This is a genomic window from Pseudomonas sp. TWRC1-2 (genome assembly GCF_049896685.1).
In the GTDB taxonomy this organism is placed as follows: Bacteria; Pseudomonadota; Gammaproteobacteria; order Pseudomonadales; family Pseudomonadaceae; genus Aquipseudomonas.
Map to the genome: position 1 here is coordinate 377,053 of NZ_JAFCUU010000004.1, position 26,812 is coordinate 403,864.

The following is a 26,812-nucleotide window of genomic DNA, read 5'->3' on the forward strand; positions in this document are numbered from 1 at the left end:
CGGTATAAAACCCGTTGCTCACCGCTGCCAAGAGTCGCCCATGAAACTGCTGATCGTCGAAGACCAACCGAAAACCGGCCATTACCTGCGCCAGGGCCTGAGCGAGGCGGGCTTTACCACCGAGCTGGTGGCCGACGGCACCACCGGGCAACACTTGGCACTGACCGGTGATTACGACTTGCTGATCCTCGACGTGATGCTGCCGGGCCGCGACGGCTGGCAAATTCTGCAAGCGGTACGCAGCGCCGGCCTGGACATTCCGGTGCTTTTCCTCACTGCCCGCGATGCCGTGGAAGACCGCGTGCACGGCCTGGAACTGGGCGCCGACGATTACCTGGTCAAGCCTTTCGCCTTTTCCGAACTGCTGGCCCGCGTGCGCAGCCTGTTACGCCGTGGCAGCAGCGCGCCACAGGAAACCGCGCTGCAACTGGCCGACCTGCGCCTGGACCTGATCCGCCGCCGCGTCGAACGCGACGGCCAGCGCATCGACCTCACCGCCAAGGAGTTTTCCCTGCTGGAACTGCTGCTGCGCCGCCAGGGCGAAGTACTGCCCAAGTCGCTGATCGCCTCGCAGGTGTGGGACATGAACTTCGACAGCGACACCAACATCATCGAAGTGGCGATCCGCCGTTTGCGCCTGAAAGTCGACGACCACTTCCCCAACAAACTGATCCACACCGTGCGCGGCATGGGGTATGTGCTGGAGGAGCGGTGCAATTGATCAAGCGCCTGTCCCTGGCCAGCCGTCTGGCGCTGCTGTTTGCGGCGTGCACCGCCGTGGTTTCGTTGCTCGCCGGCGTGCTGTTCAACCACGCCAGTGAGGCGCACTTTATCGAGCTGGACCAGCAACAACTCGACAGCCAGCTGGTGGCGCTGCGCAGCACTTTGCAGGGGGTCGACTCGCCACAATTATTTGCGCAACGCGAGGCGCAACTGCGCGCCGAGCTCAATCGCCAACCCGAACTGGCGCTGCGCGTTACTGCCCAAGGCCAGCGCTGGTTTGACGGCGCGCCCGGCATCAGCCTGCCTGAAGCGCCGGGCTTGCACAGCCTGCAAAATGCCGGGACTGAGTATCGCGTGTACAACGCGCCGCTGGTCGCCGGCCAACCCGGCTCGCCGCAATTGACGCTGATGCTCGACATCACCCATCACCAGCACTTCCTGCAACGCATGCAGCACCTGATCTGGCTGACCGTCGGCCTCTCGGCCCTGGCCACCGCGCTGCTCGGCGCCTGGGCTGCGCGCAGCGGGTTGCGGCCGCTAAGGCGCATGGGCGAAGTGGCCGCCAGCGTGTCGGCGCACTCGCTGACCCAACGCCTGCCGCAACAGCACATGCCGGTGGAGTTGGCTGAACTGGCCCAGGCCTTCAACGCCATGCTCGGGCGCCTGGACGACGCCTTCCAACGCCTCTCGGCCTTCTCCGCCGATATCGCCCACGAACTGCGCACGCCCCTCTCCAACCTGCTCACCCACACCCAAGTCATCCTCACCCAGCCGCGCCCGCTGGAGGACTACCGCGAGGCGCTGCACAGCAACCTGGAAGAGTTGCAGTGGATGGCCCAGCTGGTGAATGACATGTTGTACCTGGCCAAGGCCGACCACGGCTTGCTCATGCCCAAGCGCGAGGCCTTGGTGCTGGGCGATGAAGTGGAAGCGTTGATCGAGTTCTTCGCGTTGCTGGCCGAGGACGCGCACGTCAGCCTGGTGCGCGAGGGCACGGCGTATACGGCGGGTGATCGCGGCATGTTGCGCCGGGCGTTGTCGAATTTGCTCGATAACGCGCTCAGGTTTACCCCGGCCGGTGGCGAGGTGCGGGTGCGGATGGCTGAAACCGCGCGGGGTGTGACGCTGACCGTGGAGAATATGGGCGAAGGTATTCCGGCGGCGTTGTTACCGCGGTTGTTTGATCGGTTTTATCGGGCGGACCCGGCGCGCCGTGAAGGCAGCAGTGAGCATGCGGGGCTGGGGCTGGCGATTACCCAGTCGATTGTGCGGGCGCATGGGGGGAGGATTTATTGTGAGTCTGAAGCTGGGTGGACGCGGTTTGTGATTGAGTTGCCCAAGGGGGATTGATGCAAGCTGCTCCGGCCCCATCGCGGGCAAGCCCGACTCCCACATTTTTGATGTGTGAATACATTCAAATGTGGGAGCTGGCTTGCCTGCGATAGCGGTCTCAGCCCTTACGAATACCTGAGCGCATGCGCCGGCTCAATCTTCGCCGCCCGATACGCCGGGTAAATCGTCGCCAAAAAGCTCAACACGAACCCGGCCGTGCAAATCAGCAGTACATCCCCACCCTGCAGTTCCGAAGGCAGGTTGCTGACGAAATACACGTCCGAACTGAAGATATGTTGCCCGGTCACGCGCTCCAGCCAACCCACCAGTTCGCTCACGTTGAGCGCTGCAATCACGCCCAGCACGCCGCCGATCAAGGTGCCGACGATGCCGATCACGGTGCCCTGCACCATGAAGATCGCCATGATCTGCCGTGGCGTGGCGCCAATGGTGCGCAAGATCGCGATGTCGGCGCCCTTGTCGTTCACCACCATGATCAAGGTGGCGATGATGTTGAACGCGGCGACGGCGACGATCATCAGCAGCAACAGGCCGATCATGGTCTTTTCCATCTTCATCGCGCTGAACAGGCTGCCTTGGGTGTGGGTCCAGTCATCCGGCTTGTAGGCCGCGCCGAGGCTGGCGGCGATGTCCGCCGAGACCTTCGGTGCCGCGTACAGGTCTTTCACCGCCAGGCGCACGCTTTGCACCTGGTTAGGCTGCCAATGCTGGATTTCGGCGGCGTCGGCCATGTTGATCAGGGCCATGGAGCCATCCAGCTCGGCGCCGACCTTGAAGATACCGACCACGTTGAGCCGCTGCATGCGTGGGGTGATGCCACCCGGTGCCGTGCTGATTTCGGGCACGATCAGGGTCAGCTTGTCACCCACGTTCAGGCGGAAGCGCCGTGCAGTGATGTCGCCGATGACCACACCGAACTCGCCGGCCTTCAGGTCGTCCAGTTTGCCGCGCACGATGTGCTGGGCCACGATCGAAACTTTGCCTTCCTGGGCCGGGTCTACGCCGCTGATCTCGATCGGCTGCATCGCGCCCTTGTAGGAGAACATCCCGTCCATCTGCGTGAATGGTACGGCGGCAGTCACTTGCGGGTTCTTCATGGCGGCGGCGGCCACCGGCTGCCAGTCATCAATCGGGTTCACGCCGACGATGGTCGCGTGGGGCACCATGCCGAGGATGCGTGAGCTCATTTCGCGCTGGAAGCCGTTCATCACCGACAACACCACGATCATCGCCAACACGCCCAGGGCGAGGCCGATCATCGAGGTCATCGAGATAAACGAAACAAAACGGTTGCGGCGCTTGGCGCGGGTATAGCGCGTGCCGATGAAAATCGATAACGGTCTGAACATTCGCGGGCACCGTTTAAAAAAATGAAAAAGCCCAGCGCCAGGCGCCGGGCTTGAAACGGGTCAGATGGCGACCAAGTGACCTTCCTGCAGGTGCAGCACGCGGTCCATCTGGCGGGCCATGCTCATGTCATGGGTCACCACCAGGAACGCGGTGCGCATCTGGGTGCTCAGTTCGAGCATCAAATCCTTGATGCCCTGGGCAGTGTGGGAGTCGAGGTTGCCGGTTGGCTCATCGAGCATCACCAGGCCTGGGTTGTTGACCAGGGCACGGGCAATCGCTACACGCTGGCGCTCGCCACCGGACAACTCGGCCGGCTTGTGCTCCAGGCGATGACCGAGGCCGACGCGCTCCAGCAACGCCTTGGCGCGCTGGCGCGCTTCCGGGATCGCGGTCTTGCCGATCAGCAGCGGCATGCACACGTTTTCCAGCGCGGTGAATTCCGGCAGCAGGTGGTGGAACTGGTACACAAAACCCAACGAGCGGTTACGCAGTTGGCCACGCGCCTTCTCACCCAGGGCCGACAGCTCTTCGCCAGCCAGCCACACGCTGCCCTGGGACGGCGTATCCAGGCCGCCCAACAGGTTGAGCAAGGTACTTTTGCCGGAGCCGGAACTGCCGACGATCGCCACGCGTTCGCCCGGGTGCAGCTCAAGTTGCAGGTTGGACAACACCACCACCGATTCCGGACCTTCCTCGTAGGATTTGCCCAGGTTGCGGCAGCTCAGGATTGCTTTTTCACTCATGCCCGATTCACTCATAACGTAAGGCCTGTGCTGGCTGGGTACGTGCCGCGCGCCAGGCTGGATACAGGGTGGCAAGGAAGCTCAATACCAACGCGGCGCCGCCTACCATCAACACGTCCTGGGCCTGAACCTGGGACGGCAAGTAGTCGATGAAGTAAACGTCGGCGTTGAGAAACTTGTGACCGATGACTTTTTCCAGCGCGGCGATGGCGGCGCTGACGTTCAGCGCGGCCAGGATGCCGACCGCGGTGCCGATCAAGGTGCCGACCACGCCGATCACGGTGCCCTGCACCATGAAGATCGCCATGATCTGCCCCGGCGTGGCGCCCAGGGTACGCAGGATGGCGATGTCGCCTTTCTTGTCGTTCACCACCATCACCAGCGTGGAAATGATGTTGAACGCGGCCACAGCGACGATCAGCAGCAACAGCAGGCCGATCATGGCTTTTTCCATGCGGATGGCCTGGTAGAGGTTGCCGTGGGTGCGGGTCCAGTCGCGGGCGTAATACTGGGATTCACCCAGATGCTGGGCGATTTCCCAGGCGCCGCGCGGGGCGTCGAACAGATCGTTGAATTTGAGGCGCAGGCCCTGCACCTGATCCGGCTTCCAGCGATGCAGGCGCGCCAGGTCGGTGAGGTTGGTCAGGCCGAGGTAGCCATCGATCTCGCCGGCACCGACGTGGAAGGTGCCGACCACAGTGAAGCGCTTCATGCGCGGGAACATGCCGGCCGGGGTCACGGTCACTTCCGGAGCAACAAACGTCAGCTTATCGCCGACGCCCACGCCGAGCTTGGCGGCCGCCTTGTCGCCGATCACGATGCCGAAGCTGCCGGGCGCCAGGTCGTCGAGTTTGCCCTGCAACATGAACTTGTCGATGATCGACACGTTACGTTCCTGGGCCGGGTCGATGCCATTGAGCAGGATCTTCTGCACCTTGCCGTCGTTGGTCAGCAGCCCCTGCATCTGGGTAAACGGCGCAACGGCCACCACCTTGGGGTTCTGCTTGACCTTGTCGGCAAGGCTTGGCCAGTCGCTGATGGGCGAATCGCCCTCGATGGTCGCGTGGGGCACCATGCCCAGCACGCGGGTGCGCATCTCATGATCGAAGCCGTTCATCACCGACAGCACCACGATCATCACGACCACGCCCAAGGCGAGCCCGATCATCGAGGTCAGGGAAATGAACGACACAAAATGATTGCGACGCTTTGCACGGGTATAACGCGTGCCAATAAATACGAAGAGAGGTCTGAACATGTCGGGGCTTGTTCGGAGGAAAAGAAGACGTCCCGGTGGCGGGGTCAGGTAAGCAGCTTTACACTCAGACCATTACCGCTACTTTGGGTTCGCCATGTCGACATTAGATGAAGAAGAACGCCGCGAATACTACCGTATCGACGACATGATCGCACTTCAAATCAGCACCCTCTCTGCCCCCGAAGCGGCGAGCAAGGAAGTGTTGCTGGATGATTCGCCGCTGTTCAACCTGCTCAGCGAATTGCACCTCAGCGAATTCGAAGCCCAGCACCTGCTGCGCCAGATCAGCGAGAAAGATCGCAGCCTGGCCGCCTTCCTCAAAGTCCAGAACAAACGCGTGGACCTGCTCAGCCAGATCATGGCGCGCGGCCTGCTCGATGAGGTGGGCGCGCCGCAGCCGGTGATCCTTTCCGAAGGCGGTATCGACTTCCAGCACCCAACGCCGCTGGCGCCCGACACGCACCTGGCGGTCAAGCTGGTATTGATGCCCCAGGCGCTCGGCTTGCTGCTGCGTGCCCGCGTGACGCATTGCGACGCCAAGGGCGACGGCTTTGACGTGGGCACGGAATTCGAATCGATGACCGATGCCCAACGCCAATTGCTGGCGCGCTATATCCTGCAGAAACAAGCCCAGGAACGACGCCTGGCGCGGGAACAAAGCGACGCCCAAGACACCTGAATCTCGTATGACCCCGCCGGGCTATCTGGCGCAAAGGAGCAACTGTGACCCTGATTTATGGCCACCGCGGTGCCAAAGGCGAAGCACCGGAAAACACCCTGACCAGCTTTCAGGAGTGCCTCAAGCACGGCGTACGCCGCTGCGAACTGGATTTGCACCTGTCCATGGACGGCGAGTTGATGGTCATCCACGACCCGACCCTCAAACGCACCACCGACCGGCGCGGCAAAGTCGTCGAGTATTCGGCAGCCGACCTTGTGAAGATGGACGCGCGCAAAGGCGGCCCGGGCTGGGTCAGCCCCTGCCCGATCCCACGCCTTGAAGAGCTGTTCGAAAAATGCGACTTCGATCACTGGCAGCTGGAAGTCAAAAGCGCTTCGCGCACCCGCGCCGCGACGACCGTACTGGCAATTCGTGAGATGGCTGTGCGTCATGGCCTGATGGACAAGGTCACCGTGACCTCAAGTTCGCGGGAAGTCTTGAAAGCGGCCGTGGAGCTTACCCCGGACCTGTCACGCGGCCTGGTCGCCGAATACGCCTGGCTCGACCCGCTGAAGGTCGCGCAAAACTACGGCTGTGAATACCTGGCATTGAACTGGACGTTGTGCACCCCCGAGCGTCTGGAAAAAGCCCAGCGCCAGGGTCTGCACGTGTCCGTGTGGACGGTCAACGAACCGGCGCTGATGCGCAGGCTCGCTGACTTCGGCGTAGATAGCCTGATTACAGACTTTCCCGGTTTGGCCACTGCCACCCTCGAGAATTACTGAAATCGGTCTCCCCGGCCGGCTCAGGCCACCGGCCGGAGCCGCTCAAAAAAGCCGGTTGAGGCCGTCGTAGGCCGCTACCCGATAGGCTTCGGCCATGGTCGGGTAGTTGAACGTGGTGTTCACAAAGTACTTGAGGGTATTTTGCTCACCCGGCTGGTTCATGATGGCCTGGCCGATGTGCACGATCTCCGAGGCCTGGTAGCCGAAGCAATGCACGCCGAGGACTTCCAGGGTCTCGCGGTGGAACAGGATCTTGAGCATGCCTTGCGGCTCACCGGCGATCTGCGCACGCGCCATGCTCTTGAAGAACGCCTTGCCGACTTCGTAAGGCACCTTGGCCTTGGTCAGTTCGTGCTCGTTCTTGCCGATCGAGCTGATCTCCGGAATCGTGTAGATACCGGTTGGCACGTCGTTCACATAGCGCCAGCTGCCGTTGTCGACAATGCTGCCGGCCGCTGAACGGCCCTGGTCATGCGCGGCACTGGCCAGGCTTGGCCAGCCGATCACGTCACCGGCGCCATAGATGTTGGTCACGCAGGTGCGGTAGTTCTCGTCGACTTCGATCTGGCCACGGCTGTTGACCTTCACGCCGATGTTTTCCATGCCCAGCTTGTCGGTGTTGCCGGTACGGCCGTTGCACCACAGCAAGGCGTCGGCCTTGATCTTCTTGCCGGACTTGAGGTGCAGGATCACACCGTTGTCCAGGCCTTCGACCCGCTCGTACTCTTCGTTGTGGCGCACGGTGATGTTGTTGTTGCTGAAGTGGTAGCTCAACGCCTGGGAAATTTCCGAGTCGAGGAAGCTCAGCAACTGGTCGCGGTTATCCACCAGCTCCACCAATACACCCAGGCCGCTGAAGATCGAGGCGTATTCACAGCCGATCACGCCGGCGCCGTAGATGATCAATTTGCGCGGGGTGTGGCCCAGGCTCAGGATGGTGTCGCTATCGTAGATACGCGGGTGGTGGAAATCGATATCGGCCGGGCGATACGGGCGCGAACCGGTGGCGATGATGATGTGCTTGGCCACCAGCTTCTCGACCACGCCGTTGGCGCAGACCACTTCGACGGTCTGCTCGTCGGCAAAACTGCCGGTGCCGAAGAACAGGTCGACGCGGTTACGGGCGTAGTAGCCGGTGCGCGACGCGACTTGCTTGGAGATAACTTTTTCGGCGCTTTTCAATACGTCCGGGAACGAGAACCAGCGCGGCTCACCAATGGCCCGGAACATCGGGTTGGTGTTGAACTGCATGATCTGGCGCACCGAGTGACGCAAGGCCTTGGACGGGATGGTACCCAGGTGGGTGCAGTTACCGCCGACCTGGCGACGGCTATCGACCATCGCCACCTTGCGCCCAGCTTTGGCGGCGTTCATCGCCGCACCTTCTCCAGCCGGGCCGGAACCCAGTACCACCACGTCGTAGTTGTAGACAGCCATGCGTACTCCTCAGAACAGGCCAGGCGTACGGTTGGACGCCTGGCTAAATCATGCCGCGGCCAGCGGGCATGAAGGACAATTTGGCTCAAGTGTGTGAGCCGGGGCACAGTCTATAGAAGGCTCAACGCCGCGAACATTAACCCTTGGTCGCGTCGTAGGCCAGTCTTGCCTTAACTACAGAACCCGCAAATTGCAATTAGACTGCTGACACGCACCGTTTGCAGGAAGAGCCATTATGCGGCATGTCGTTTTCTGTTTATTGCTGATTTTCTGCGTGGCAGTGCAGGCCAGTGAGGCGGAGCGTCTAAAGCAGGCCGGTTTTGCTGCGCAATCTCATGACCTGGTCCTGAAAAACCAGGCGGTGCTGGTGTATCTCTGGGCGGATGTGTATGCGGCAGCGGTGTATGCCCCCGCCGATACCAGTGCGAGAGCCGCCTGGGATCAGCAAAAGAATCTGCGCCTGGCGCTGTATTACTTTCGCGACATCGACCGTAGCGACGTGATCAAGGCGGCCACCACGACCCTGGAGCGCCAGCACAGCAGCGCCACCCTCGCCCGCTTGAAGCCCGAACTGGATCGGCTGCACGCGAGCTTCCGCGATATCCGCAGTGGCGATCGGTATGCCCTCGACGTTCGACCTGGCCGTGGGTTGAATCTGGAGATCAACGACAAGGTGGTGTTCAGCAGCCGCGATGAGGAATTGGCAAAAGCCTATCTCGGCATTTGGCTGGCGCCGAAGGGCTTGTCCGACAGCTTGCGCAACTCCCTCCTCAACTGATCAACACAAAATCCTGTGGGAGCTGGCTTGCCAGCTCCCACAGTGATTTTTACCCGCCAAGACACCTGCGCATTTAGTCAGCTTGCTATCGGTTTCTATTGCCGGTAGTGGCTAATACACATATGGTTACAAAAGCGCAGCAAGGACGAGTGATGACCAGGGATCACTAATAAGATAGCCAAAATGAGTGCATGACATGTCCACTACCACGGGCAAAGGCAGGGCGATTTTTCGCGTTGTCAGCGGCAACTTCCTCGAGATGTTCGACTTCATGGTCTACGGCTTCTACGCCACGGCCATTGCCAAAACCTTCTTTCCCACCGACAGCGCCTTCGCCTCGCTGATGCTGTCCCTGGCGACCTTCGGCGCCGGCTTCCTGATGCGGCCTTTGGGCGCGATCTTCCTCGGCGCCTACATCGACCGCCACGGCCGTAAGAAAGGCCTGGTCATCACCCTGGCCATGATGGCCGCCGGCACCGTCCTCATCGCTTGCGTCCCTGGCTATGCCACCCTGGGCGTGGCGGCGCCGTTGCTGGTGCTGTTTGGTCGCTTGCTGCAAGGTTTCTCCGCCGGCGTCGAGCTGGGCGGTGTGTCGGTGTACCTGGCGGAAATCGCCACACCCGGGCGCAAAGGCTTCTTCGTCAGTTGGCAGTCCGCCAGCCAGCAAGCCGCGGTGGTGTTCGCCGGGTTGCTCGGCGTGGGCCTGAACCACTGGCTCAGCCCGCAGGAGATGGGCGACTGGGGCTGGCGCGTGCCGTTCCTGATCGGCTGCCTGATCGTGCCGGTGATCTTCGTGATTCGCCGCTCGCTGGAAGAAACCCCTGAGTTCCAGGCACGTAAACACCGCCCTACCCTGCAGGAAATCGTGCGCTCGATCGGTCAGAACTTCGGCATCGTCATCGCCGGCATGGCGCTGGTGGTGATGACCACCGTGTCGTTCTACCTGATCACCGCCTACACCCCGACTTTCGGCAAGGCCGAGCTGCACCTGTCGGACTTCGACGCGTTGCTGGTGACCGTGTGCGTGGGCATCTCCAATTTCATCTGGCTGCCGGTGATGGGCGCGATGTCCGACAAGATCGGACGCAAACCCCTGCTGCTGGGCGCGACGATTCTGGCGATTCTTACCGCGTATCCGGCGTTGTCGTGGCTGGTGGCCAATCCGAGCTTCAGCCATCTGCTGATCGTGCTGCTGTGGTTGTCGTTCCTGTATGGCTCGTACAACGGTGCGATGGTGGTGGCGCTTACCGAGATCATGCCGGTGGAAGTGCGCACTACCGGGTTTTCCCTGGCCTACAGCCTGGCGACGGCGACCTTTGGTGGGTTTACTCCGGCGGCCTGCACTTATTTGATTCATGTGCTGGATAACAAGGCCGCGCCTGGGATCTGGCTCAGTGGTGCGGCGATACTCGGCTTGATCGCTACATTGATACTGTTCAAGGGCAATCGGCATGAACTGCGCACTGCGCAGGCCTCGGTGGTTGGCGGCGCCTGATAGACCGCTATCGCAGGCAAGCCAGCTCCCACCGTTAACTGTATTCACACGTCAACACTGTGGGAGCCGGGCTCGCCCGCGATGAGGCCCGAACATTCACCACAAAAACAGCAGCCATAAAAAAGCCCCGAACCAGTCGGGGCTTTTTCATTGACCGCTAATGCTTAGCGCGGGAACGCAGGCGGGTTAACCCCAGCCATGTCTTCCATCACGCGAACCACTTGGCAGCTGTAACCGAACTCGTTGTCGTACCAGACGTACAGTACAACGCGGTTGTCCTGGGTGATGGTCGCCTCGGCATCCACCACACCGGCGTGGCGCGAGCCCACGAAGTCGGTCGACACCACTTCCTGCGAATTAACGAAGTCGATCTGCTTATGCAGGTCCGAGTGCAGCGCCATGTAGCGCAGGTACTCGTTCATTTCTTCACGGGTAGCGGCTTTCTCAAGGTTCAGGTTGAGAATGGCCATCGACACGTTCGGCGTCGGCACGCGGATCGCGTTACCGGTCAGCTTGCCGGCCAGCTCAGGCAGGGCCTTGGCAGCAGCGGTGGCAGCACCGGTCTCGGTGATGACCATGTTCAACGCGGCGCTACGGCCACGGCGATCGCCTTTGTGGAAGTTGTCGATCAGGTTCTGGTCGTTGGTGTACGAGTGAACGGTTTCAACGTGACCGTTAACGATGCCGAACTTGTCATTCACAGCCTTCAGCACCGGCACGATGGCGTTGGTGGTGCAGGAAGCGGCCGACACGATCTTGTCGTCAGCGGTGATTTCACCGTGGTTGATACCGTGAACGATGTTCTTCAGCTTGCCTTTGCCAGGCGCCGTCAGCACAACGCGGTCGATACCCGGGCAGGCCAGGTGTTGGCCCAGGCCCTCGGCATCACGCCATACGCCGGTGTTGTCTACCAGCAGGGCGTCCTTGATGCCGTACTGGGTGTAATCCACCTCAGACGGGTTCTTCGCGTAGATCACCTGGATCAGGTTACCGTTGGCGGTGATGATGTTGTTTTCTTCGTCGATGACGATGGTGCCGTTGAACGGACCGTGTACCGAGTCGCGGCGCAGGAGGCTGGCGCGTTTGGTCAGGTCGTTCTCGGCGCCTTTGCGCACAACGATAGCGCGCAGGCGCAGGCCGTCGCCGCCACCGGTTTTTTCGATCAGGATGCGCGCCAGCAGGCGGCCGATACGGCCAAAGCCGTACAGCACAACGTCGGTGCCTTTGCGGGCAGCGGCGTTTTGCTGGCCAACCACATCGGCCATTTCTTCACGCACGAACTGCTCGGCGGTACGGCCAGCGCCTTCTTTGCGGAATTTGTAAGCCAACTTGCCCAGGTCTACCGAGGCCGCGCCGAGCTTGAGCTCGCTCATGGCTTTAAGCAGAGGGAATGTTTCGTGGACGGAGAGTTCGCTGTCGTCGGCGGAACGATGGCGAGCAAAGCGATGCGCCTTGAGAATCGCGATGACTGATTGGTTGATCAGGCTGCGGCCATAGATCGAGCTCACCACATTGTTATTGCGGTACAGCTGACCGATAAGCGGAATCATCGCTTCAGCGAGTGCTTCACGGTCGATCCATTCACCAAGACACTGGTCGGGCTTCTGAGTCACGGGAACCTTCCACATGTAGGGGCAGAAAAAAGGGGCTACATTATGTCGTCCGACCGGCCGTTGAGCAATGCGCCAACCACAACAAAAAGCGCTTGCAAAAAAACACCACCCCGCTACAGCCCAGTAAATACGCGGGTTCCAGAAGGCCACCAATGGCGCCGCGCCGCCAACTTGTCCGTAACCCTCCGAAACATCCGCACTTTTTGGCACTACATATTGAGTCAAAACCCACCATTGTTTGTCTTAGCCACTACATTTCCTGCAAACCGTAATAGGCTCAGTCAGCAACTGACAGGCGGCACCTCGGGCCGTTACAATTACCGACTTTGTCGCAACGCTTGGAGCTCAACCTTCCGTGCCCGTTCTGCGTCTACCGATTCTCCCTGCTGCGGCAGGTAAACAGCACTGGGGCAACCTGCCCGGTGCCGCCCTGAGCCTGGCCATCGCCGAGGCTGCCAGCGCAGCCAAGCGCTTTACCCTGCTGCTCACCGCCGACAGCCAAAGCGCCGAGCGACTGGAGCAGGAGCTGAGCTTCTTCGCCCCCGATTTGCCGGTGCTGCACTTTCCCGACTGGGAAACCCTGCCTTACGACCTGTTTTCGCCGCACCAGGACATCATTTCCCAGCGCATCGCCAGCCTGTACCGCTTGCCGGAACTGGCCCACGGCGTGCTGGTGGTGCCGATCACCACGGCCCTGCATCGCCTGGCGCCGACCAAGTTCCTGCTGGGCAGCAGCCTGGTGCTGGATATCGGCCAGAAGCTCGACGTGGAACAGATGCGCACGCGCCTGGAAGCCAGCGGCTACCGCTGCGTCGACACGGTGTACGAACACGGCGAGTTCGCCGTGCGCGGCGCGCTGATCGACCTGTTCCCGATGGGCAGCAAGCTGCCGTACCGCATCGACCTGTTCGACGACGAAATCGAGACACTGCGCACCTTCGACCCGGAGAACCAGCGCTCGATTGATAAAGTCGAGTCGATCAAGCTGCTGCCGGCGCGGGAATTCCCGCTGCAAAAAGACGCCGTCACACGCTTCAAGGCCCGCTTTCGCGAACGTTTCGACGTGGACTTCCGCCGCTGCCCGATCTTTCAGGACCTGAGCAGCGGGATTACACCGGCCGGTATCGAGTATTACCTGCCGCTGTTCTTTGACGAAACCTCCACCCTGTTCGACTACCTGCCCCAGGACACTCAAGTGTTCTCGCTGCCAGGCATTGAGCAGGCGGCGGAAAACTTCTGGAACGATGTGCGCAATCGCTATGAAGAGCGCCGCGTCGATCCATCACGGCCTTTATTGCCGCCAGCCGAGCTGTTTCTGCCGGTGGAAGACTGCTTCGCCCGCTTGAAAAACTGGCCGCGCGTCGTCGCCAGCCAACAGGACGTGGACGCCGGCAGCGGCCGCGAGCGCTTCCCGGCGAGCATGCTGCCGGACCTGGCGATCCAGGCCAAAGCCACGCAGCCACTGGAAGCATTATCCAACTTCCTCGGCGACTTCCCCGGCCGCGTGCTGTTTACCGCCGAATCCGCCGGCCGTCGCGAAGTGCTGCTGGAACTGCTGGAACGCCTGAAGCTGCGCCCGAAAACCGTCGACAGCTGGCCGGACTTTGTTAAGAGCAAAGACCGCCTGGCGATCACCATCGCGCCGCTGGATGAAGGTTTGTTGCTGGATGACCCAGCCTTGGCGCTGATCGCCGAGAGCCCGCTGTTCGGCCAGCGCGTGATGCAGCGCCGCCGCCGTGAAAAACGCGCCGACATCAACAACGACGCAGTGATCAAGAACCTGACCGAGCTGCGCGAAGGCGCACCGGTGGTGCATATCGACCACGGCGTGGGCCGCTACCTCGGGCTGCAAACCCTGGAGATCGACAACCAGGCCGCCGAATTCCTCACCATGGAATACGCCGAGGGCGCCAAGCTTTACGTGCCGGTGGCCAGCCTGCACCTGATCGCGCGCTACACCGGCAGCGACGACGCCCTGGCGCCGTTGCACCGCCTGGGCTCCGAGACCTGGCAGAAAGCCAAGCGCAAAGCCGCCGAACAGGTGCGCGACGTCGCCGCCGAATTGCTCGACATCTATGCACGCCGCGCAGCCCGCGAAGGTTATGCCTTCGCCGACCCGAAAGCTGACTACGCCACCTTCAGCGCCGGCTTTGCGTTTGAAGAAACCCCGGACCAGCAAACCACCATCGAAGCCGTGCGCGCCGACATGCTCGCGCCCAAGCCGATGGACCGCCTGGTGTGCGGCGACGTGGGCTTCGGCAAAACCGAAGTGGCCATGCGCGCCGCCTTTATTGCCGTGCATGGCGGCAAGCAGGTGGCGATTCTGGTGCCGACCACCCTGCTCGCCCAACAACACTACAACAGCTTTCGCGACCGCTTTGCCGACTGGCCGGTGAGCGTGGAGGTGATGAGCCGCTTCAAGTCCGCCAAGGAAGTGAATGCCGCCGTCGCCGACTTGGCCGAAGGCAAGATCGATATCGTGATCGGCACCCACAAGCTGCTGTCGGACGATGTAAAGATCAAAAACCTTGGTTTGGTGATCATCGACGAAGAGCACCGCTTCGGTGTGCGTCAGAAAGAACAACTGAAGAACCTGCGCAGCGAAGTCGACATCCTCACCCTCACCGCCACGCCGATTCCGCGCACGCTGAACATGGCCGTGTCGGGCATGCGTGACCTGTCGATCATCGCCACGCCGCCGGCACGTCGCCTGTCGGTGCGCACCTTCGTGATGGAACAGAACAAAAGCACGGTCAAGGAAGCGCTGTTGCGTGAACTGCTGCGCGGCGGCCAGGTGTACTACCTGCACAATGACGTCAAGACCATCGAGAAATGCGCCGCCGACCTCGCCGAACTGGTGCCCGAAGCCCGCATCGCGATTGGCCACGGGCAGATGCGCGAACGCGAACTCGAACAGGTGATGAGCGACTTCTACCACAAGCGCTTCAACGTGCTGATCGCCTCGACCATCATCGAGACCGGTATCGACGTGCCGAGCGCCAACACCATCATCATCGAGCGCGCCGACAAGTTCGGCCTGGCGCAGCTGCACCAGTTGCGCGGCCGCGTCGGGCGCAGTCACCACCAGGCCTATGCCTACTTGCTGACGCCGCCGCGCCAGCAGATTACCTCCGACGCCGAGAAGCGCCTGGAGGCGATCGCCAACACCCAGGACCTCGGTGCCGGTTTTGTGCTGGCCACCAACGACCTGGAAATCCGTGGCGCCGGCGAACTGCTCGGCGACGGCCAGAGCGGGCAGATCCAGGCCGTGGGCTTCACCCTGTATATGGAGATGCTCGAGCGCGCGGTGAAAGCCATCCGCAAGGGTGAACAACCGAACCTCGATCAGCCCTTGGGTGGCGGCCCGGAAATTAACCTGCGCCTGCCGGCGTTGATTCCCGAAGACTACCTGCCCGATGTGCATGCGCGGCTGATTCTGTACAAGCGCATTGCCTCGGCCACCGACGAAGAAGGTCTCAAGGACCTGCAGGTGGAGATGATCGACCGCTTCGGCCTGTTGCCGGAGCCGACCAAAAACCTGGTGCGCCTGACCCTGCTCAAATTGCAGGCTGAGCAACTGGGCATCAAGAAGGTCGACGCCGGGCCGCAAGGCGGGCGTATCGAGTTCGAAGCGCAAACGCCGGTGGACCCACTGGTGCTGATCAAGCTGATTCAGGGCCAGCCCAACCGCTACAAGTTCGAAGGGGCTACGCTGTTCAAGTTCATGGTGCCGATGGAACGTGCCGAAGAACGCTTTAATACATTAGAGGCGCTGTTTGAGCGCCTCATCCCGAAATCTGCTTGAAGGACGCCCCAATGCGCCTGTTCCGCATTTTGAGCTTGTTGTTGGTGGTCGTTGCTCCTTCGGCGTTTGCCGACAGCCCCTATCTGGTGGAGATGATTCTGGTGCGCCAGAACGCCGAGCCGGTGATCAATAGCCGCGCGGCGCCGGAAAACTGGGACGCCGGGGCACCACGGCTGCCGGCGGACAAAATCAGCCCGCCGCGGCTGGGCAACATCGTCGACAAGCTCAGTGCCGACACCGGTTACACAGTGCTGCTGCACCGGGCCTGGGACCAGAACCTGGGCGAGCAGCCGGTGAAGCTGGCCATCAGCGATGGCCAGGAGCAGTTTGGCCAGTTTCCCATCGAAGGCACGCTGAACCTGCAACTGGGGCGCTTTACCGATATCGACGCAGACTTCTGGATCAACCAGTTCGACGCCAACGGCAGCGTCATCGCCAGCGAACACTTGAGCCAGCAAGGCGTGCGCACCAAGAACAACCAGCTCAACTACCTGGACGGCGGCCACTTGGCCCTGCTGATCAAGATCACCTCGCTGACCGCCAAACCACCCAGCGCACCACCGCCCGACGCTCAGGACTGATCCAGCGCCATGCCCCTGACATCGTCACTGACCAAACCCCTGGCCCCGTCGTGGGCCAATCGCTTTAAAGAGCAAAGCCTTGAGCGCGGGCGCCGCTACGCCCTGGAAAACCGCGTGCGCATCGTCGAGTCCGGCGACAGCACCATTGTTGCCAGCTGCGAAGGCTCGGGCGGCAACGTTTACCGGCAGACCATCTCGCTGCGCGAATCGGCCAAAGGCATGCTGATTCTGGTGGACAGCCGCTGCACGTGCCCGGTGCACACCAACTGCAAACATATCGCGGCGGTGCTGCTCAAGGTCCAGGAAACCCTGGCTTACCCGGCGGCTGCGCAAGATGCCGAGCTGCTGGAAAAACTTCAGGCCGTGCTGGATAACCGCGTGGTGCTGCCGCAGGTGGTGATGGAGGATGTGCGACCGGTGCCGCGCCTGTGGCTGGCGAGTGTCGAGTTCAGCGCGTTTGAACCGCGCAATGGCAAAATGCAGCGTTACATCCAGCACCGTGCGGCGTTGTCGTTCAACTACCTGGGCAACTATGTCAGCGGGCAAAAAAATGCCGACATCGTGGTGCGCCAGGAAACCCAGAGCCTGCGCATCAAGCGCCATCCGGAGCTGGAGCAGCCGTACCGCGAGCAACTGCGCCTGCTCGGCTTCAAGATCGCCACGCGCCAGAGTAAGGCATTGCCGGAAAGCGCCGGCGAATTGTTCGAGATGGTTAACGACAGCGCCTGGCTGAACTTCACCCTCAACGCCTCGCCGACCTTGCGCGCCGAGGGCTGGGAGTTGCAGATCGATGAGGATTTCGGTTTCGACTTGAGCGCCGTCGATGACTGGTACGCCACCGTCGATGAAGGCCCGGAACGCGATTGGTTTGACCTGGAGCTGGGCATCATCGTCAACGGCGAGCGCCTGAGCCTGCTGCCGATTCTGTTGAACCTGATGCGCTCGCACACCGAGATCCTCAACCCGGAAAAGCTCGCCCGGCGCCGCGATGACGAGCTGATCCTGGTGAACATCCCCGGCCTGCCCAACGGCCACGGGCCGCTGCAAGTGGCGCTGCCCTACGGCCGCTTGAAACCGGTGCTGGCCACCCTTGGCGAGTTTTACCTGCAGGAATCGGGCACCACCACCTTGCGCCTGGCCAAGGCCGATGCGATTCGCCTCAACCCGCTGGAAGACCTGCCGCTGCAATGGGAAGGCGGCGAGAAGATCCGCAATTTCGCCCAGCGCCTGCGCGACATCAAGGACTTCACCTGTGTGGCGCCCGAAGGCTTGAACGCGACACTGCGCCCGTATCAACTCGAAGGCTTGAGTTGGATGCAGTCGCTGCGCCAACTCGACGTGGGCGGGATTCTTGCGGATGACATGGGCCTGGGCAAAACCCTACAGACCCTGGCACATATCCTCAGTGAAAAAATCGCCGGGCGCCTGGATCGGCCGTGCATGGTGGTGATGCCTACCAGCCTGATCCCGAACTGGCTCGACGAAGCCGCGCACTTTACGCCGCAACTCAAGGTAGTGGCGCTGTATGGCGCGACACGCAAAAAGCACTTCGCCAACCTGCAGGACTACGACTTGCTGCTGACGACTTATGCGCTGCTGCCCAAAGACATCGAGCAACTCGCCGCCCTGCCCTTGCACGTGCTGATCCTCGACGAAGCCCAGTACATCAAGAACCCCAACAGCAAGGCCGCTCAGGCCGCGCGCGAGCTCAATGCGCGTCAGCGCCTGTGCCTGAGTGGCACACCGCTGGAAAACCACTTGGGTGAGCTGTGGTCGCTGTTCCACTTCCTGCTGCCGGGCTGGCTGGGCGACGTAAAAAGCTTCAACCGCGATTACCGCGTGCCCATTGAAAAGCGCGCCAGTGATGTACGACTGCAGCACCTCAACGGTCGGATCAAACCCTTCCTGCTGCGCCGTACGAAGGAACAGGTGGCCACGGAATTGCCGCCCAAGACCGAGATCATCCACTGGGTCGATCTCAACGAAGCCCAGCGTGATGTGTACGAAACCATGCGCCTGGCCATGGACAAGAAGGTGCGCGACGAAATCACCCGCAAGGGCGTGGCGCGTAGCCAGATCATTATTCTTGAAGCGCTGCTCAAGTTGCGCCAGGTGTGCTGCGACCTGCGCCTGGTCAACGACGCCGCCCTGCCCGCGCGCGGCAGCAGCTCGGGCAAGCTCGACAGCCTGATGGAAATGCTCGAAGAGCTGTTTGCCGAAGGACGCCGGATTCTGCTGTTCTCGCAGTTCACTTCGATGCTGAGCCTGATCGAAGTCGAGCTGAAAAAGCGCGGCGTGGCCTACGCACTGCTGACCGGCCAGACCCGCGACCGCCGCACACCGGTGAAGGACTTCCAGAGCGGCAAGTTGCAAATTTTTCTGATCAGCTTGAAGGCTGGCGGTGTGGGCTTGAACCTGACAGAAGCCGATACGGTGATCCACTATGACCCGTGGTGGAACCCGGCCACAGAGAACCAGGCGACTGACCGCGCGTATCGCATCGGTCAAGAGAAGCCGGTGTTCGTCTATAAAATGATTGCGCGGGGCACGGTGGAGGAGAAAATCCAGCACCTGCAAAAGGAAAAGTCCGACCTGGCAGCGGGTGTGCTGGATGGGCGTACGACGGGAGATTGGCAGTTGGGCAACGAGGACATCGAGGCGTTGTTTGCGCCGCTGCCCAATAAGCAAGAGAAGCGCTGACCTTCAGATTGCTATCGCGGGCAAGCCCGCTCCCACATTTTGATGTGTGAATACATTCAAGTGTAGGAGCTGGATTGCCTGCGATAGGCGCACCACAGTTTTCAGCCGATCAACTGAGCATCCCGCAACGCGGTAAGTGCCGCCAGCCAACGCGGGTCCTGCTTATAGTCCGTCGAAGCAATCGCCTGCCCACGCATCCGCGCAATCCGCGCCGAAGGCGTAACCTTCATGCGCTGCGCCGCCGTCAGCGCCAGCTCGGCGGCCGCACGATCGTTGCACACCAAGCCCATGTCGCAACCGGCGGTCAGCGCCGCTTCGATCCGGCTGGCCGCATCACCGACCACATGCGCCCCGGCCATGGACAGGTCATCACTGAAAATCACCCCATCAAACTGCAACTCGCCACGCAGAATGTCCTGCAGCCAGCGCCGCGAGAAACCAGCCGGCTGGGCATCCACCTGAGGATAGATGACGTGTGCGGGCATGACGGCGGCCAATTGCTTGCTCAGCCGTGCGAAAGGCACCAGGTCATTTGCGCGAATCTGTTCCAGGCTACGCTCGTCATTGGGAATGGCGACGTGGGAATCGGCCTCAGCCCAGCCGTGACCCGGGAAGTGTTTACCGGTGGCGGCCATGCCCGCGCTGTTCATGCCGCGAATGAAGGCACCGGCAAGCACGGCGGCGCGCTCGGGGTCGCCTTCAAACGAGCGGGTGCCGACCACGGCGCTGCGCTGGTAATCCAGGTCCAGTACCGGGGCGAAGCTCAGGTCAAGGCCAACCGCAAGCACTTCAGTGGCCATGATCCAGCCGCACTGCTCGGCCAGGTATTCGGCATTCGGCTTATCCGCCAACAAGCGCATGGCCGGCAGACGCACAAAGCCCTGGCGCAGGCGCTGCACGCGCCCGCCTTCCTGGTCGACGGCCAGCAGCAGGTCGGGACGCACGGCACGGATCGACGCGCTCAACTCGCGCACCTGACGTGGGTGCTCGATGTTGCGCGCGAAAATGATCAGGCCGCCCACTTCCGGCTGACGCAACAGGTGACGATCCTCGGCCGTCAGCCAGGTACCGGCCACATCAACCATCAAAGAACCTTGCAGGGCAGCAGTCATAAACCTTCCTTAAATAACGCACACAACCCGTTGCCCTCACCTGGCGCGATAAGCGCAGTGAGCACAACGGGTTGCGAGTAAATAGCTGAAATCGGCATGGCGGCTAGCTTAGCGGATGCAAGCGGCCGCGCACACCCGGGGCAATCACGCCTTGGCGACGGCTGGCGTGGATTTGCTGCGTGGGCGCAACTGCGCGGCCGCCATGGCCTGGTCGGTCACACCGGTTTCGGCGCGCATGCCGGCGGCAAGGAACGGCACCATCAGGCGCATCACTTGTTCGATGGAGGTGTTCACACCGAAATCGGTCTCGGCAATTGCGCGCAAGGCTTTGATCCCGGACATGCTGAACGCGGCAGCACCGAGCATGAAGTGCACGCGCCAGAACAGTTCGATCGGCGGAATACGCGGCGCGGCTTCGTTGACCAGCAACATGTAGCGACGGAACACCTTGCCGTACATGTCTTCCAGATAACGCCGCAAGTGGCCCTGGCTCTGGCTGAACGCCAGGCCGAGCAAACGCATGAAGATCGACAGGTCATTGCCGCTGCGTGGTTGAACCACCAGCGCTTGCTCAACCAGAATTTCCAGCAGGTCTTCCAGGCTCGGCTTGTTATCAGGCTTGGTCTGGCGGCGCTCCAGCTCACGGTCGAGGCTGGCGCAGAACGGCCCCAGAAAGCGCGAAAACACCGCCTGGATCAGGGCTTTCTTTGAGCCGAAATGGTAATTCACTGCGGCAAGGTTAACCCCAGCCTTGCTGGTGATCAGCCGCAATGAAGTTTCAGCAAATCCTTTTTCCGCGAACAATTGCTCGGCAGCATCGAGAATGCGTTCAACGGTTTCCGACTGGGCCATGGCTACTCCGCCTGACAAACACTTGTTTGAAACATACGTTTCAGGGTGTGTCTTGTCAAGCCTGCGAGTCCGTTTTCCGGCCGGGCAGTCATCTATTTAACCGCTATTTAATCACATCCTTCCTGGTCTGTAGGCAGCGCTGTTTCTGCCTTGTAGGACGGGTGACGAATGACCGTCCAGCGGTGTGCTCAAAAAGGATGATTGCCAAGCGCAGTTCACTGTATATAATCCCAGTCACTGTATAAAAAGACAGAGCGATCAACATGCTAAAACTGACGCCACGCCAAGCTGAGATTCTGGCTTTTATCAAGCGCTGCCTCGATGACAACGGCTATCCGCCGACACGAGCAGAAATTGCGCTGGAGCTGGGGTTCAAGTCCCCAAACGCTGCTGAAGAACACCTCAAGGCCCTCGCTCGCAAAGGCGCGATCGAGATGACCCCAGGAGCTTCTCGCGGTATTCGCATCCCTGGCTTTGAAGCCAAGGCCGACGAATCGACCCTGCCGATCATTGGCCGCGTCGCCGCCGGTGCGCCGATTCTGGCGCAACAGCACGTCGAGGAATCCTGCAACATCAACCCGACCTTCTTCCATCCGCGCGCCGACTACCTGTTGCGTGTACACGGCATGAGTATGAAGGACGTGGGCATTTTCGACGGCGATCTGCTGGCCGTCCACACCACCCGTGAAGCCCGTAATGGCCAGATCGTCGTTGCGCGTATCGGCGATGAAGTCACCGTCAAACGCTTCAAGCGCGAAGGCAGCAAGGTCTGGCTGATGGCCGAAAACCCTGAGTTCGCCCCGATTGAAGTGAACCTGAAAGATCAGGATCTGGTGATCGAAGGCTTGAGCGTCGGCGTCATTCGCCGCTAAAGGAGGCACCATGCAGCTCGTGCACACCCCACAACACACACAACTGTCGCTGTTCGAGGCCTTCATGGCTCAACCCCTTGCGCCTATCCTCAAGGAAACGGTCGAGGCCCCGTGGGGCTCCGAACCTGAGGCGTTCAGTGAATTGTCGTTGCGCGGTGCAGCTGGAAGCTGCCTGAGCCTGCTGGCACCGATCCTTCGTGAATTGAGCGAGGAGCAGGATGCACGCTGGCTGACGCTGATCGCTCCACCTGCCAGCCTGACCCAGGCCTGGCTGCGAGACGCCGGCCTCAACCGTGAGCGTATCCTGCTGCTGCAACCGCGCGGCGCGCAAAGCGCTCAACAGTTGACCTGCGAAGCCTTGCGTCTGGGCCGTAGCCATACGGTGGTGAGTTGGTTGAACCCGTTGAACACTGCGGCCAAGCACCAACTGATCAGCGCTGCACGGACGGGCGATGCGCAGAGCTTGAATATTCGATTGGGGTAACAGGGAACTGGCTGATTGCGTAGGTGACAGACAGGTATCTGTGCCGAGCGGGCTTCTGTGGCAAAACGGACTGATGTAGCGAGCGGGCTTGTTGTGGCGAGCGGGCTTGCCCCGCGTTGGGCTGCGAAGCAGCCCCAAAACCAAGCACCGTGGAATACCTGATATACCGCGTTAATCCATCAGGGCCGCTTCGCGCCCCAACGCGGGGCAAGCCCGCTCGCCACGACAAGCCCGCTTACCACAGCAAGCCCGCCCACAACAGCGAGCCCACTCACCTCAGAGGCCTGCTTGCTGCATAGGCCTGCTCACTACAACAAGCCCGCCTACAACGAAAAGTGCACTTAACTGCAAAACTCAGTGCAGAACCCGCGGCCCGTCGTCCTTCTCCGGTTCGCCTTCTGCCAGGCGACCCGCCATCTGCACACCGACGCTCAACATGGCTTTCGCCACTTCCACGTGCTGGCCTTGCAGGAATGCTTTTGCGTCTTCGGAAAAATCCAAGATAACCAGAGAACCCTCGTCCTCAGCCCGACGCAGCTCGATTCGGCCGTCAGGCAATTCAACAATTTCCAGAAAGGACGTTGGCATAAAAGTCTGTTCTCCACGAAAGGCCGGGATTATATCAGTCATCCACCCAGCCTCGCAGAGGATCTGAACAGGTTTCTCTACGGCTTGATGAATGGTGCTCATTGAGCCTCGTGCTGGACTTTCTGTGCAACTCGGTTCAACTGTGGGAGCGGGCTTGCTCGCGAAAGCAATCTGTCAGTTGATGCATAGGCCGGCTGATAGACCGCTTTCGCTAGCAAGCCCGCTCCCACATTTTTGATCGCACTCAGTCAGTGACGGCTTCTTAGCACTCGTTCAAACCTTCGCGAAACCGCAACGCCATCTTCTTCAGCTCTTGGCGCCAGCTCTCCAGTTCTTCGCGGCTCAACGGCTTGGGCTCATCCTCCTCCACCGCAACAGCGACGATCAGCGGCTGCGTCACGTCCCCCTTGGGCACATGCGGCACGCGTGGCGGCTGGAACATGTCGGCATGCGCCTTGAGCAAGCGGGCGACCCAGCTGTCGGGGCTTTGGGCCATTTCCACCAGCCCGGCCAGCTCAGGAATGGCCATGCTGTCCAGCACTTCGCGGTTCATGATCAGTTCTGCACGCGGCGAACCGGCCTGGGGCAAACGGTAGAACCCGGCGATTTCATGGCACAACCCCAACAGAGCGCCGTAGAGATGGAACAATGCAGCCTCGCGTCCCGCCTGCACCAGCGCGATGGCATTCATCTCCTTCCCTTCCTCGGCACGACCAAGGGCTTCCAGGGACAAACCCGCGAAGTAAATTTTCTGATTGGTACGGGTATAGAGTTCGTTGGCCATAACGGCAGTCTCCACAACGAAATAAGCCGGATGCTGGCTCAACAGTGTCACGGATCAGCCGAGACTCCTGCAAGCGCAAAAAAAGGCCGCCTATGCAGGCGGCCTCTGTATTTCGCAACGTAGTCGATCAAGCGCCCTGGCGCTTGTCCTCGACCTTCCACTTGCCGCCGTCGTAGAACGCTTTCCAGCCCGTAGGCTTGCCGTCCACTTCGGTCTGCACGTACTGCTCCTTGGTTTTGCGGCTGTAGCGGATCACGGCCGGGCGACCGTCGGGATCCTTCTTCGGCGCTTCACACAGGAAGTGGTACTTGGGATCGATCTCGTCCTTGTGCGGCACGATTTCCAGCACCAGCGGCGCACGGGTCTCGCGGTTTTTCGGGAACTGGCTGGCGGCCAGGAACAAGCCCGAGGCGCCGTCACGCAGGATGTAGGTGTCGTTGACCTTCTCGCATTTGAGTTCAGGCATCTTCACCGGGTCCATCTTCGGCGGCGCCGCGTCACCGCTTTTCAGCAGTTTGCGAGTGTTCTTGCACGTCGGGTTGGTGCAACCGAAGAACTTGCCGAAACGGCCGGTCTTGAGCTGCATCTCACTGCCGCACTTGTCGCATTCCAGGCTCGGGCCTTCGTAGCCCTTGATGCGGTAGCTGCCCTCTTCGATCTCGTAGCCGTCGCAGTCAGGGTTGTTACCGCAGATGTGCAACTTGTGCTTCTCATCGAGCAGGTAGGCATCCATTGCCGTGCTGCAGATCGGGCAGCGGTGCTTGCCACGCAATACCAGCGACTCGGATTCACCCTCGTCGTCAGCAGCGATTTCATCGCCCGGCACCAGGTTGACGGTGGCCTTGCAGCGCTCTTTCGGCGGCAGGCTGTAGCCCGAGCAACCGAGGAACACGCCGGTAGACGCGGTACGAATCTGCATCGGACGGCCGCAGGTCAGGCACGGGATGTCGGTCATCACCGGCTGGTTGGCACGCATGCCACTTTCAGGGCTTTCGGCTACTTCGAGCTTCTTCTTGAAGTCGCCGTAGAACTCATCCAGTACGTTTTTCCAGTCGCGTTCGCCCTGGGCCACGTCATCGAGGTTCTCTTCCATGCCGGCGGTGAAGCCGTAGTCCATCAGGTTGGAGAAGCTTTCGGACAGGCGCTCGGTAACGATGTCGCCCATCTTTTCCGAGTAGAAGCGACGGTTGTGCAGCGCGACATAGCCACGGTCCTGGATGGTCGAAATGATTGCCGCGTAAGTCGAAGGACGACCGATACCGCGTTTCTCCATCTCTTTTACCAGGCTGGCTTCCGAATAACGCGCCGGCGGCTTGGTGAAGTGCTGGGACGGGTCGAGCTTGATCAGCTTCAACGTGTCGCCCTGGGCCATGTCCGGCAGCACATCGTCATCGCCTGGCTTGGCGATTTGCGGCATTACGCGGGTGTAGCCGTCGAACTTGAGGATACGGCCCTTGGCACGCAGCTCGAAGTCGCCCGCACCGACACTGACGGTGGTGGACAGGTATTGCGCCGGCAGCATCTGGCAGGCCAGGAACTGGCGCCAGATCAGCTCGTAAAGGCGCTCAGCGTCGCGCTCCATGCCGGTCAGCTTGCTTGGCTCGGTATTGGCATCGGAAGGACGAATCGCTTCGTGAGCCTCCTGTGCGCCTTCCTTGCTGCTGTAGACGTTCGGCTTCTCCGGCAGGTACTTCTTGCCGAATTCGGTTTCAATATAAGTACGCGCCATCGCCACCGCGTCTTGCGACAGGTTGGTGGAGTCGGTACGCATATACGTGATGTAGCCAGCTTCATACAGACGCTGAGCCATCATCATGGTTTTCTTCACACCAAAGCCCAGGCGGTTACTCGCGGCCTGTTGCAGGGTGGACGTGATGAACGGCGCCGACGGCTTGCTGCTGGTCGGCTTGTCTTCACGCTTGACAATGCTGTAGCTGGAAGCCTTGAGCTTCTCCAGCGCGGCCATGGCCTGGGCTTCGTTCAGCGGCTTGAAGGCCTCGCCTTTCTCGCGGGCCACTTCAAAGCGCACGTTGGCGCCCTTGGCGGTGCCGAGGTCAGCGTGGACTTCCCAGTATTCTTCGGGGTTGAACGCACGAATCTCGCGCTCACGCTCCACCACCAGCTTTACCGCCACCGATTGCACACGACCGGCCGACAGGCCACGGGCGATCTTGGCCCACAGCAGTGGCGAGACCATGTAGCCCACGACGCGGTCGAGGAAACGACGGGCCTGCTGGGCGTTTACACGGTCGATGTCCAGTTCGCCCGGCTTGGAGAAGGCTTCCTGGATGGCTTTTTTGGTGATTTCGTTGAACACCACACGCTTGTAGCGGCTGTCATCACCGCCGATGGCTTCGCGCAGGTGCCAGGCAATGGCTTCCCCTTCGCGGTCCAAGTCGGTTGCGAGATAGATGGTGTCAGCATCCTTGGCGAGCCGGCGCAGCTCTTCGATAACCTTTTCCTTGCCGGGAAGGATCTCGTACTTGGCCTTCCAGCCATGTTCCGGGTCTACACCCATGCGCGAGACCAGCTGCTTGCGCGCTTTCTCTTTAGGCGTGAGCACCGGACCTTCGCCCGCAGCCGCCTTGCCGCGCTTGGCGGCAGGCTCCTTGCTGGCGCTAGCCGAACCGCTGGTGGGCAGGTCTCGGATATGGCCGATACTCGACTTCACCACGTACTCGTTGCCCAAGTACTTGTTGATGGTCTTGGCCTTAGCCGGGGATTCCACAATGACCAGCGATTTGCCCATGGATCGGAAAATTCCTGAATTCGAGAAGTGAAAGGCAGTTGGCGCCTGTCGCGGCAACGCTATATATAGTGGCAACAAGGTGAGGTCAA

The 26,812-nt window shown here is 61.0% G+C and carries 21 protein-coding genes; 11 read left to right on the forward strand and 10 right to left on the reverse strand.

The features are described from left to right. Window positions 1-40 precede the first annotated feature (40 nt). Both ACP7B3_RS14330 and ACP7B3_RS14335 read left to right on the forward strand, forming a co-directional pair. The gene (locus ACP7B3_RS14330; RefSeq protein WP_145163057.1) at window positions 41-721 is read left to right on the forward strand and encodes a heavy metal response regulator transcription factor; all 681 of its coding nucleotides are present in this window, start codon (window positions 41-43) and stop codon (window positions 719-721) included. Further along, window positions 718-2,073: a heavy metal sensor histidine kinase gene (locus ACP7B3_RS14335; RefSeq protein WP_426179514.1), complete on the forward strand. Its 1,356-nt coding sequence runs from the start codon at window positions 718-720 to the stop codon at window positions 2,071-2,073. Before ACP7B3_RS14330 ends, ACP7B3_RS14335 begins: the two co-directional genes overlap by 4 nt. Window positions 2,074-2,180: 107 nt before the next feature. On the opposite strand, the gene ACP7B3_RS14340 is transcribed toward ACP7B3_RS14335, so the two are convergent. From ACP7B3_RS14340 to ACP7B3_RS14350, 3 genes are read right to left on the reverse strand one after another with little or no spacing between them, the layout of a single operon-like run. Then, window positions 2,181-3,425, reverse strand: coding sequence for a lipoprotein-releasing ABC transporter permease subunit (locus tag ACP7B3_RS14340; RefSeq protein ID WP_106576921.1), 1,245 nt, complete (start codon window positions 3,423-3,425; stop codon window positions 2,181-2,183). 60 nt (window positions 3,426-3,485) lie between these two features. Then, a complete protein-coding gene (gene lolD / locus ACP7B3_RS14345; RefSeq protein WP_017477213.1) occupies window positions 3,486-4,169 on the reverse strand; it encodes a lipoprotein-releasing ABC transporter ATP-binding protein LolD in 684 nt (227 codons plus the stop codon). 7 nt (window positions 4,170-4,176) lie between these two features. Then, complete coding sequence (locus ACP7B3_RS14350; protein WP_119739210.1) at window positions 4,177-5,427, reverse strand: lipoprotein-releasing ABC transporter permease subunit; 1,251 nt, start codon at window positions 5,425-5,427, stop codon at window positions 4,177-4,179. A 94-nt stretch (window positions 5,428-5,521) separates the two neighbouring features. On the opposite strand from ACP7B3_RS14350, the gene ACP7B3_RS14355 reads away from it, so the two are divergent. Further along, window positions 5,522-6,106 (forward strand): PilZ domain-containing protein, encoded by a 585-nt coding sequence (locus tag ACP7B3_RS14355; protein WP_242193941.1) that lies wholly within the window; start codon window positions 5,522-5,524, stop codon window positions 6,104-6,106. Window positions 6,107-6,150: 44 nt separating this feature from the next. Then, on the forward strand, window positions 6,151-6,873 hold the full coding sequence (locus ACP7B3_RS14360; protein ID WP_106576925.1) for a glycerophosphodiester phosphodiesterase: 723 nt from the start codon (window positions 6,151-6,153) through the stop codon (window positions 6,871-6,873). A 42-nt stretch (window positions 6,874-6,915) separates the two neighbouring features. Here ACP7B3_RS14360 and sthA read toward each other — a convergent pair whose 3' ends face one another. Beyond that, window positions 6,916-8,310, reverse strand: coding sequence for a Si-specific NAD(P)(+) transhydrogenase (gene sthA / locus ACP7B3_RS14365; RefSeq protein WP_005786183.1), 1,395 nt, complete (start codon window positions 8,308-8,310; stop codon window positions 6,916-6,918). A 235-nt stretch (window positions 8,311-8,545) separates the two neighbouring features. Between sthA and ACP7B3_RS14370 the strand changes: the two genes are divergently transcribed. Together ACP7B3_RS14370 and ACP7B3_RS14375 are read left to right on the forward strand one after the other, a co-directional pair. Then, entirely contained in the window at window positions 8,546-9,088 is a 543-nt protein-coding gene (locus ACP7B3_RS14370; RefSeq protein WP_426179301.1) for a chalcone isomerase family protein, read from the forward strand. Window positions 9,089-9,284: 196 nt separating this feature from the next. After that, window positions 9,285-10,583, forward strand: a complete 1,299-nt coding sequence (locus ACP7B3_RS14375; protein WP_426179303.1) for an MFS transporter — start codon at window positions 9,285-9,287, stop codon at window positions 10,581-10,583. A 164-nt stretch (window positions 10,584-10,747) separates the two neighbouring features. Here ACP7B3_RS14375 and ACP7B3_RS14380 read toward each other — a convergent pair whose 3' ends face one another. Then, window positions 10,748-12,211, reverse strand: coding sequence for a glyceraldehyde-3-phosphate dehydrogenase (locus tag ACP7B3_RS14380; RefSeq protein ID WP_426179306.1), 1,464 nt, complete (start codon window positions 12,209-12,211; stop codon window positions 10,748-10,750). Window positions 12,212-12,551: 340 nt separating this feature from the next. Here ACP7B3_RS14380 and mfd point away from each other — a divergent pair, with 340 nt between their 5' ends. The 3 genes from mfd to ACP7B3_RS14395 are packed head-to-tail and all read left to right on the forward strand — an operon-like array spanning window position 12,552 to window position 19,282. After that, the gene (gene mfd / locus ACP7B3_RS14385; RefSeq protein WP_426179308.1) at window positions 12,552-16,001 is read left to right on the forward strand and encodes a transcription-repair coupling factor; all 3,450 of its coding nucleotides are present in this window, start codon (window positions 12,552-12,554) and stop codon (window positions 15,999-16,001) included. Window positions 16,002-16,012: 11 nt separating this feature from the next. After that, entirely contained in the window at window positions 16,013-16,582 is a 570-nt protein-coding gene (locus ACP7B3_RS14390; RefSeq protein ID WP_124416717.1) for a CsiV family protein, read from the forward strand. Window positions 16,583-16,591: 9 nt separating this feature from the next. Next, a complete protein-coding gene (locus tag ACP7B3_RS14395) occupies window positions 16,592-19,282 on the forward strand; it encodes a DEAD/DEAH box helicase (RefSeq protein ID WP_145163044.1) in 2,691 nt (896 codons plus the stop codon). Between the two features lie 101 nt (window positions 19,283-19,383). Here the strand turns inward: ACP7B3_RS14395 and nagZ are convergent, their stop codons facing one another. Both nagZ and ACP7B3_RS14405 read right to left on the reverse strand, forming a co-directional pair. Next, window positions 19,384-20,394, reverse strand: a complete 1,011-nt coding sequence (gene nagZ, locus ACP7B3_RS14400) for a beta-N-acetylhexosaminidase (protein WP_145163042.1) — start codon at window positions 20,392-20,394, stop codon at window positions 19,384-19,386. Between the two features lie 144 nt (window positions 20,395-20,538). Then, window positions 20,539-21,246 carry a TetR/AcrR family transcriptional regulator gene (locus ACP7B3_RS14405; RefSeq protein ID WP_106576932.1) on the reverse strand — a complete coding sequence of 236 codons (708 nt, stop codon included), beginning with the start codon at window positions 21,244-21,246 and terminating at the stop codon, window positions 20,539-20,541. A gap of 263 nt (window positions 21,247-21,509) precedes the next feature. Between ACP7B3_RS14405 and lexA the strand changes: the two genes are divergently transcribed. Both lexA and sulA read left to right on the forward strand, forming a co-directional pair. After that, window positions 21,510-22,118 carry a transcriptional repressor LexA gene (gene lexA / locus ACP7B3_RS14410; protein WP_017137423.1) on the forward strand — a complete coding sequence of 203 codons (609 nt, stop codon included), beginning with the start codon at window positions 21,510-21,512 and terminating at the stop codon, window positions 22,116-22,118. A gap of 10 nt (window positions 22,119-22,128) precedes the next feature. After that, complete coding sequence (gene sulA / locus ACP7B3_RS14415; protein WP_426179312.1) at window positions 22,129-22,602, forward strand: SOS-induced cell division inhibitor SulA; 474 nt, start codon at window positions 22,129-22,131, stop codon at window positions 22,600-22,602. A gap of 354 nt (window positions 22,603-22,956) precedes the next feature. On the opposite strand, the gene ACP7B3_RS14420 is transcribed toward sulA, so the two are convergent. From ACP7B3_RS14420 to topA, 3 genes are all read right to left on the reverse strand, one after another. After that, complete coding sequence (locus tag ACP7B3_RS14420; RefSeq protein ID WP_053255041.1) at window positions 22,957-23,190, reverse strand: hypothetical protein; 234 nt, start codon at window positions 23,188-23,190, stop codon at window positions 22,957-22,959. A 262-nt stretch (window positions 23,191-23,452) separates the two neighbouring features. Continuing rightward, window positions 23,453-23,974, reverse strand: a complete 522-nt coding sequence (locus ACP7B3_RS14425; RefSeq protein ID WP_426179314.1) for a DUF6586 family protein — start codon at window positions 23,972-23,974, stop codon at window positions 23,453-23,455. 127 nt (window positions 23,975-24,101) lie between these two features. Further along, entirely contained in the window at window positions 24,102-26,723 is a 2,622-nt protein-coding gene (gene topA, locus ACP7B3_RS14430; protein ID WP_119739192.1) for a type I DNA topoisomerase, read from the reverse strand. Window positions 26,724-26,812 lie beyond the last annotated feature (89 nt).

Excerpts from the sequence above, each read along its gene's own strand:
- sthA (WP_005786183.1), bottom strand. The coding sequence starts at position 8,310 with ATGGCTGTCTACAACTACGACGTGGTGGTACTGGGTTCCGGCCCGGCT.
- ACP7B3_RS14370 (WP_426179301.1), top strand. The coding sequence starts at position 8,546 with ATGCGGCATGTCGTTTTCTGTTTATTGCTGATTTTCTGCGTGGCAGTG.
- ACP7B3_RS14405 (WP_106576932.1), bottom strand. The coding sequence starts at position 21,246 with ATGGCCCAGTCGGAAACCGTTGAACGCATTCTCGATGCTGCCGAGCAA.
- ACP7B3_RS14425 (WP_426179314.1), bottom strand. The coding sequence starts at position 23,974 with ATGGCCAACGAACTCTATACCCGTACCAATCAGAAAATTTACTTCGCG.
- ACP7B3_RS14340 (WP_106576921.1), bottom strand. The coding sequence starts at position 3,425 with ATGTTCAGACCGTTATCGATTTTCATCGGCACGCGCTATACCCGCGCC.
- ACP7B3_RS14350 (WP_119739210.1), bottom strand. The coding sequence starts at position 5,427 with ATGTTCAGACCTCTCTTCGTATTTATTGGCACGCGTTATACCCGTGCA.
- lexA (WP_017137423.1), top strand. The coding sequence starts at position 21,510 with ATGCTAAAACTGACGCCACGCCAAGCTGAGATTCTGGCTTTTATCAAG.
- ACP7B3_RS14390 (WP_124416717.1), top strand. The coding sequence starts at position 16,013 with ATGCGCCTGTTCCGCATTTTGAGCTTGTTGTTGGTGGTCGTTGCTCCT.
- nagZ (WP_145163042.1), bottom strand. The coding sequence starts at position 20,394 with ATGACTGCTGCCCTGCAAGGTTCTTTGATGGTTGATGTGGCCGGTACC.
- ACP7B3_RS14375 (WP_426179303.1), top strand. The coding sequence starts at position 9,285 with ATGTCCACTACCACGGGCAAAGGCAGGGCGATTTTTCGCGTTGTCAGC.
- ACP7B3_RS14420 (WP_053255041.1), bottom strand. The coding sequence starts at position 23,190 with ATGCCAACGTCCTTTCTGGAAATTGTTGAATTGCCTGACGGCCGAATC.
- lolD (WP_017477213.1), bottom strand. The coding sequence starts at position 4,169 with ATGAGTGAAAAAGCAATCCTGAGCTGCCGCAACCTGGGCAAATCCTAC.
- topA (WP_119739192.1), bottom strand. The coding sequence starts at position 26,723 with ATGGGCAAATCGCTGGTCATTGTGGAATCCCCGGCTAAGGCCAAGACC.
- ACP7B3_RS14380 (WP_426179306.1), bottom strand. The coding sequence starts at position 12,211 with ATGTGGAAGGTTCCCGTGACTCAGAAGCCCGACCAGTGTCTTGGTGAA.
- ACP7B3_RS14330 (WP_145163057.1), top strand. The coding sequence starts at position 41 with ATGAAACTGCTGATCGTCGAAGACCAACCGAAAACCGGCCATTACCTG.
- ACP7B3_RS14395 (WP_145163044.1), top strand. The coding sequence starts at position 16,592 with ATGCCCCTGACATCGTCACTGACCAAACCCCTGGCCCCGTCGTGGGCC.
- sulA (WP_426179312.1), top strand. The coding sequence starts at position 22,129 with ATGCAGCTCGTGCACACCCCACAACACACACAACTGTCGCTGTTCGAG.
- ACP7B3_RS14355 (WP_242193941.1), top strand. The coding sequence starts at position 5,522 with ATGTCGACATTAGATGAAGAAGAACGCCGCGAATACTACCGTATCGAC.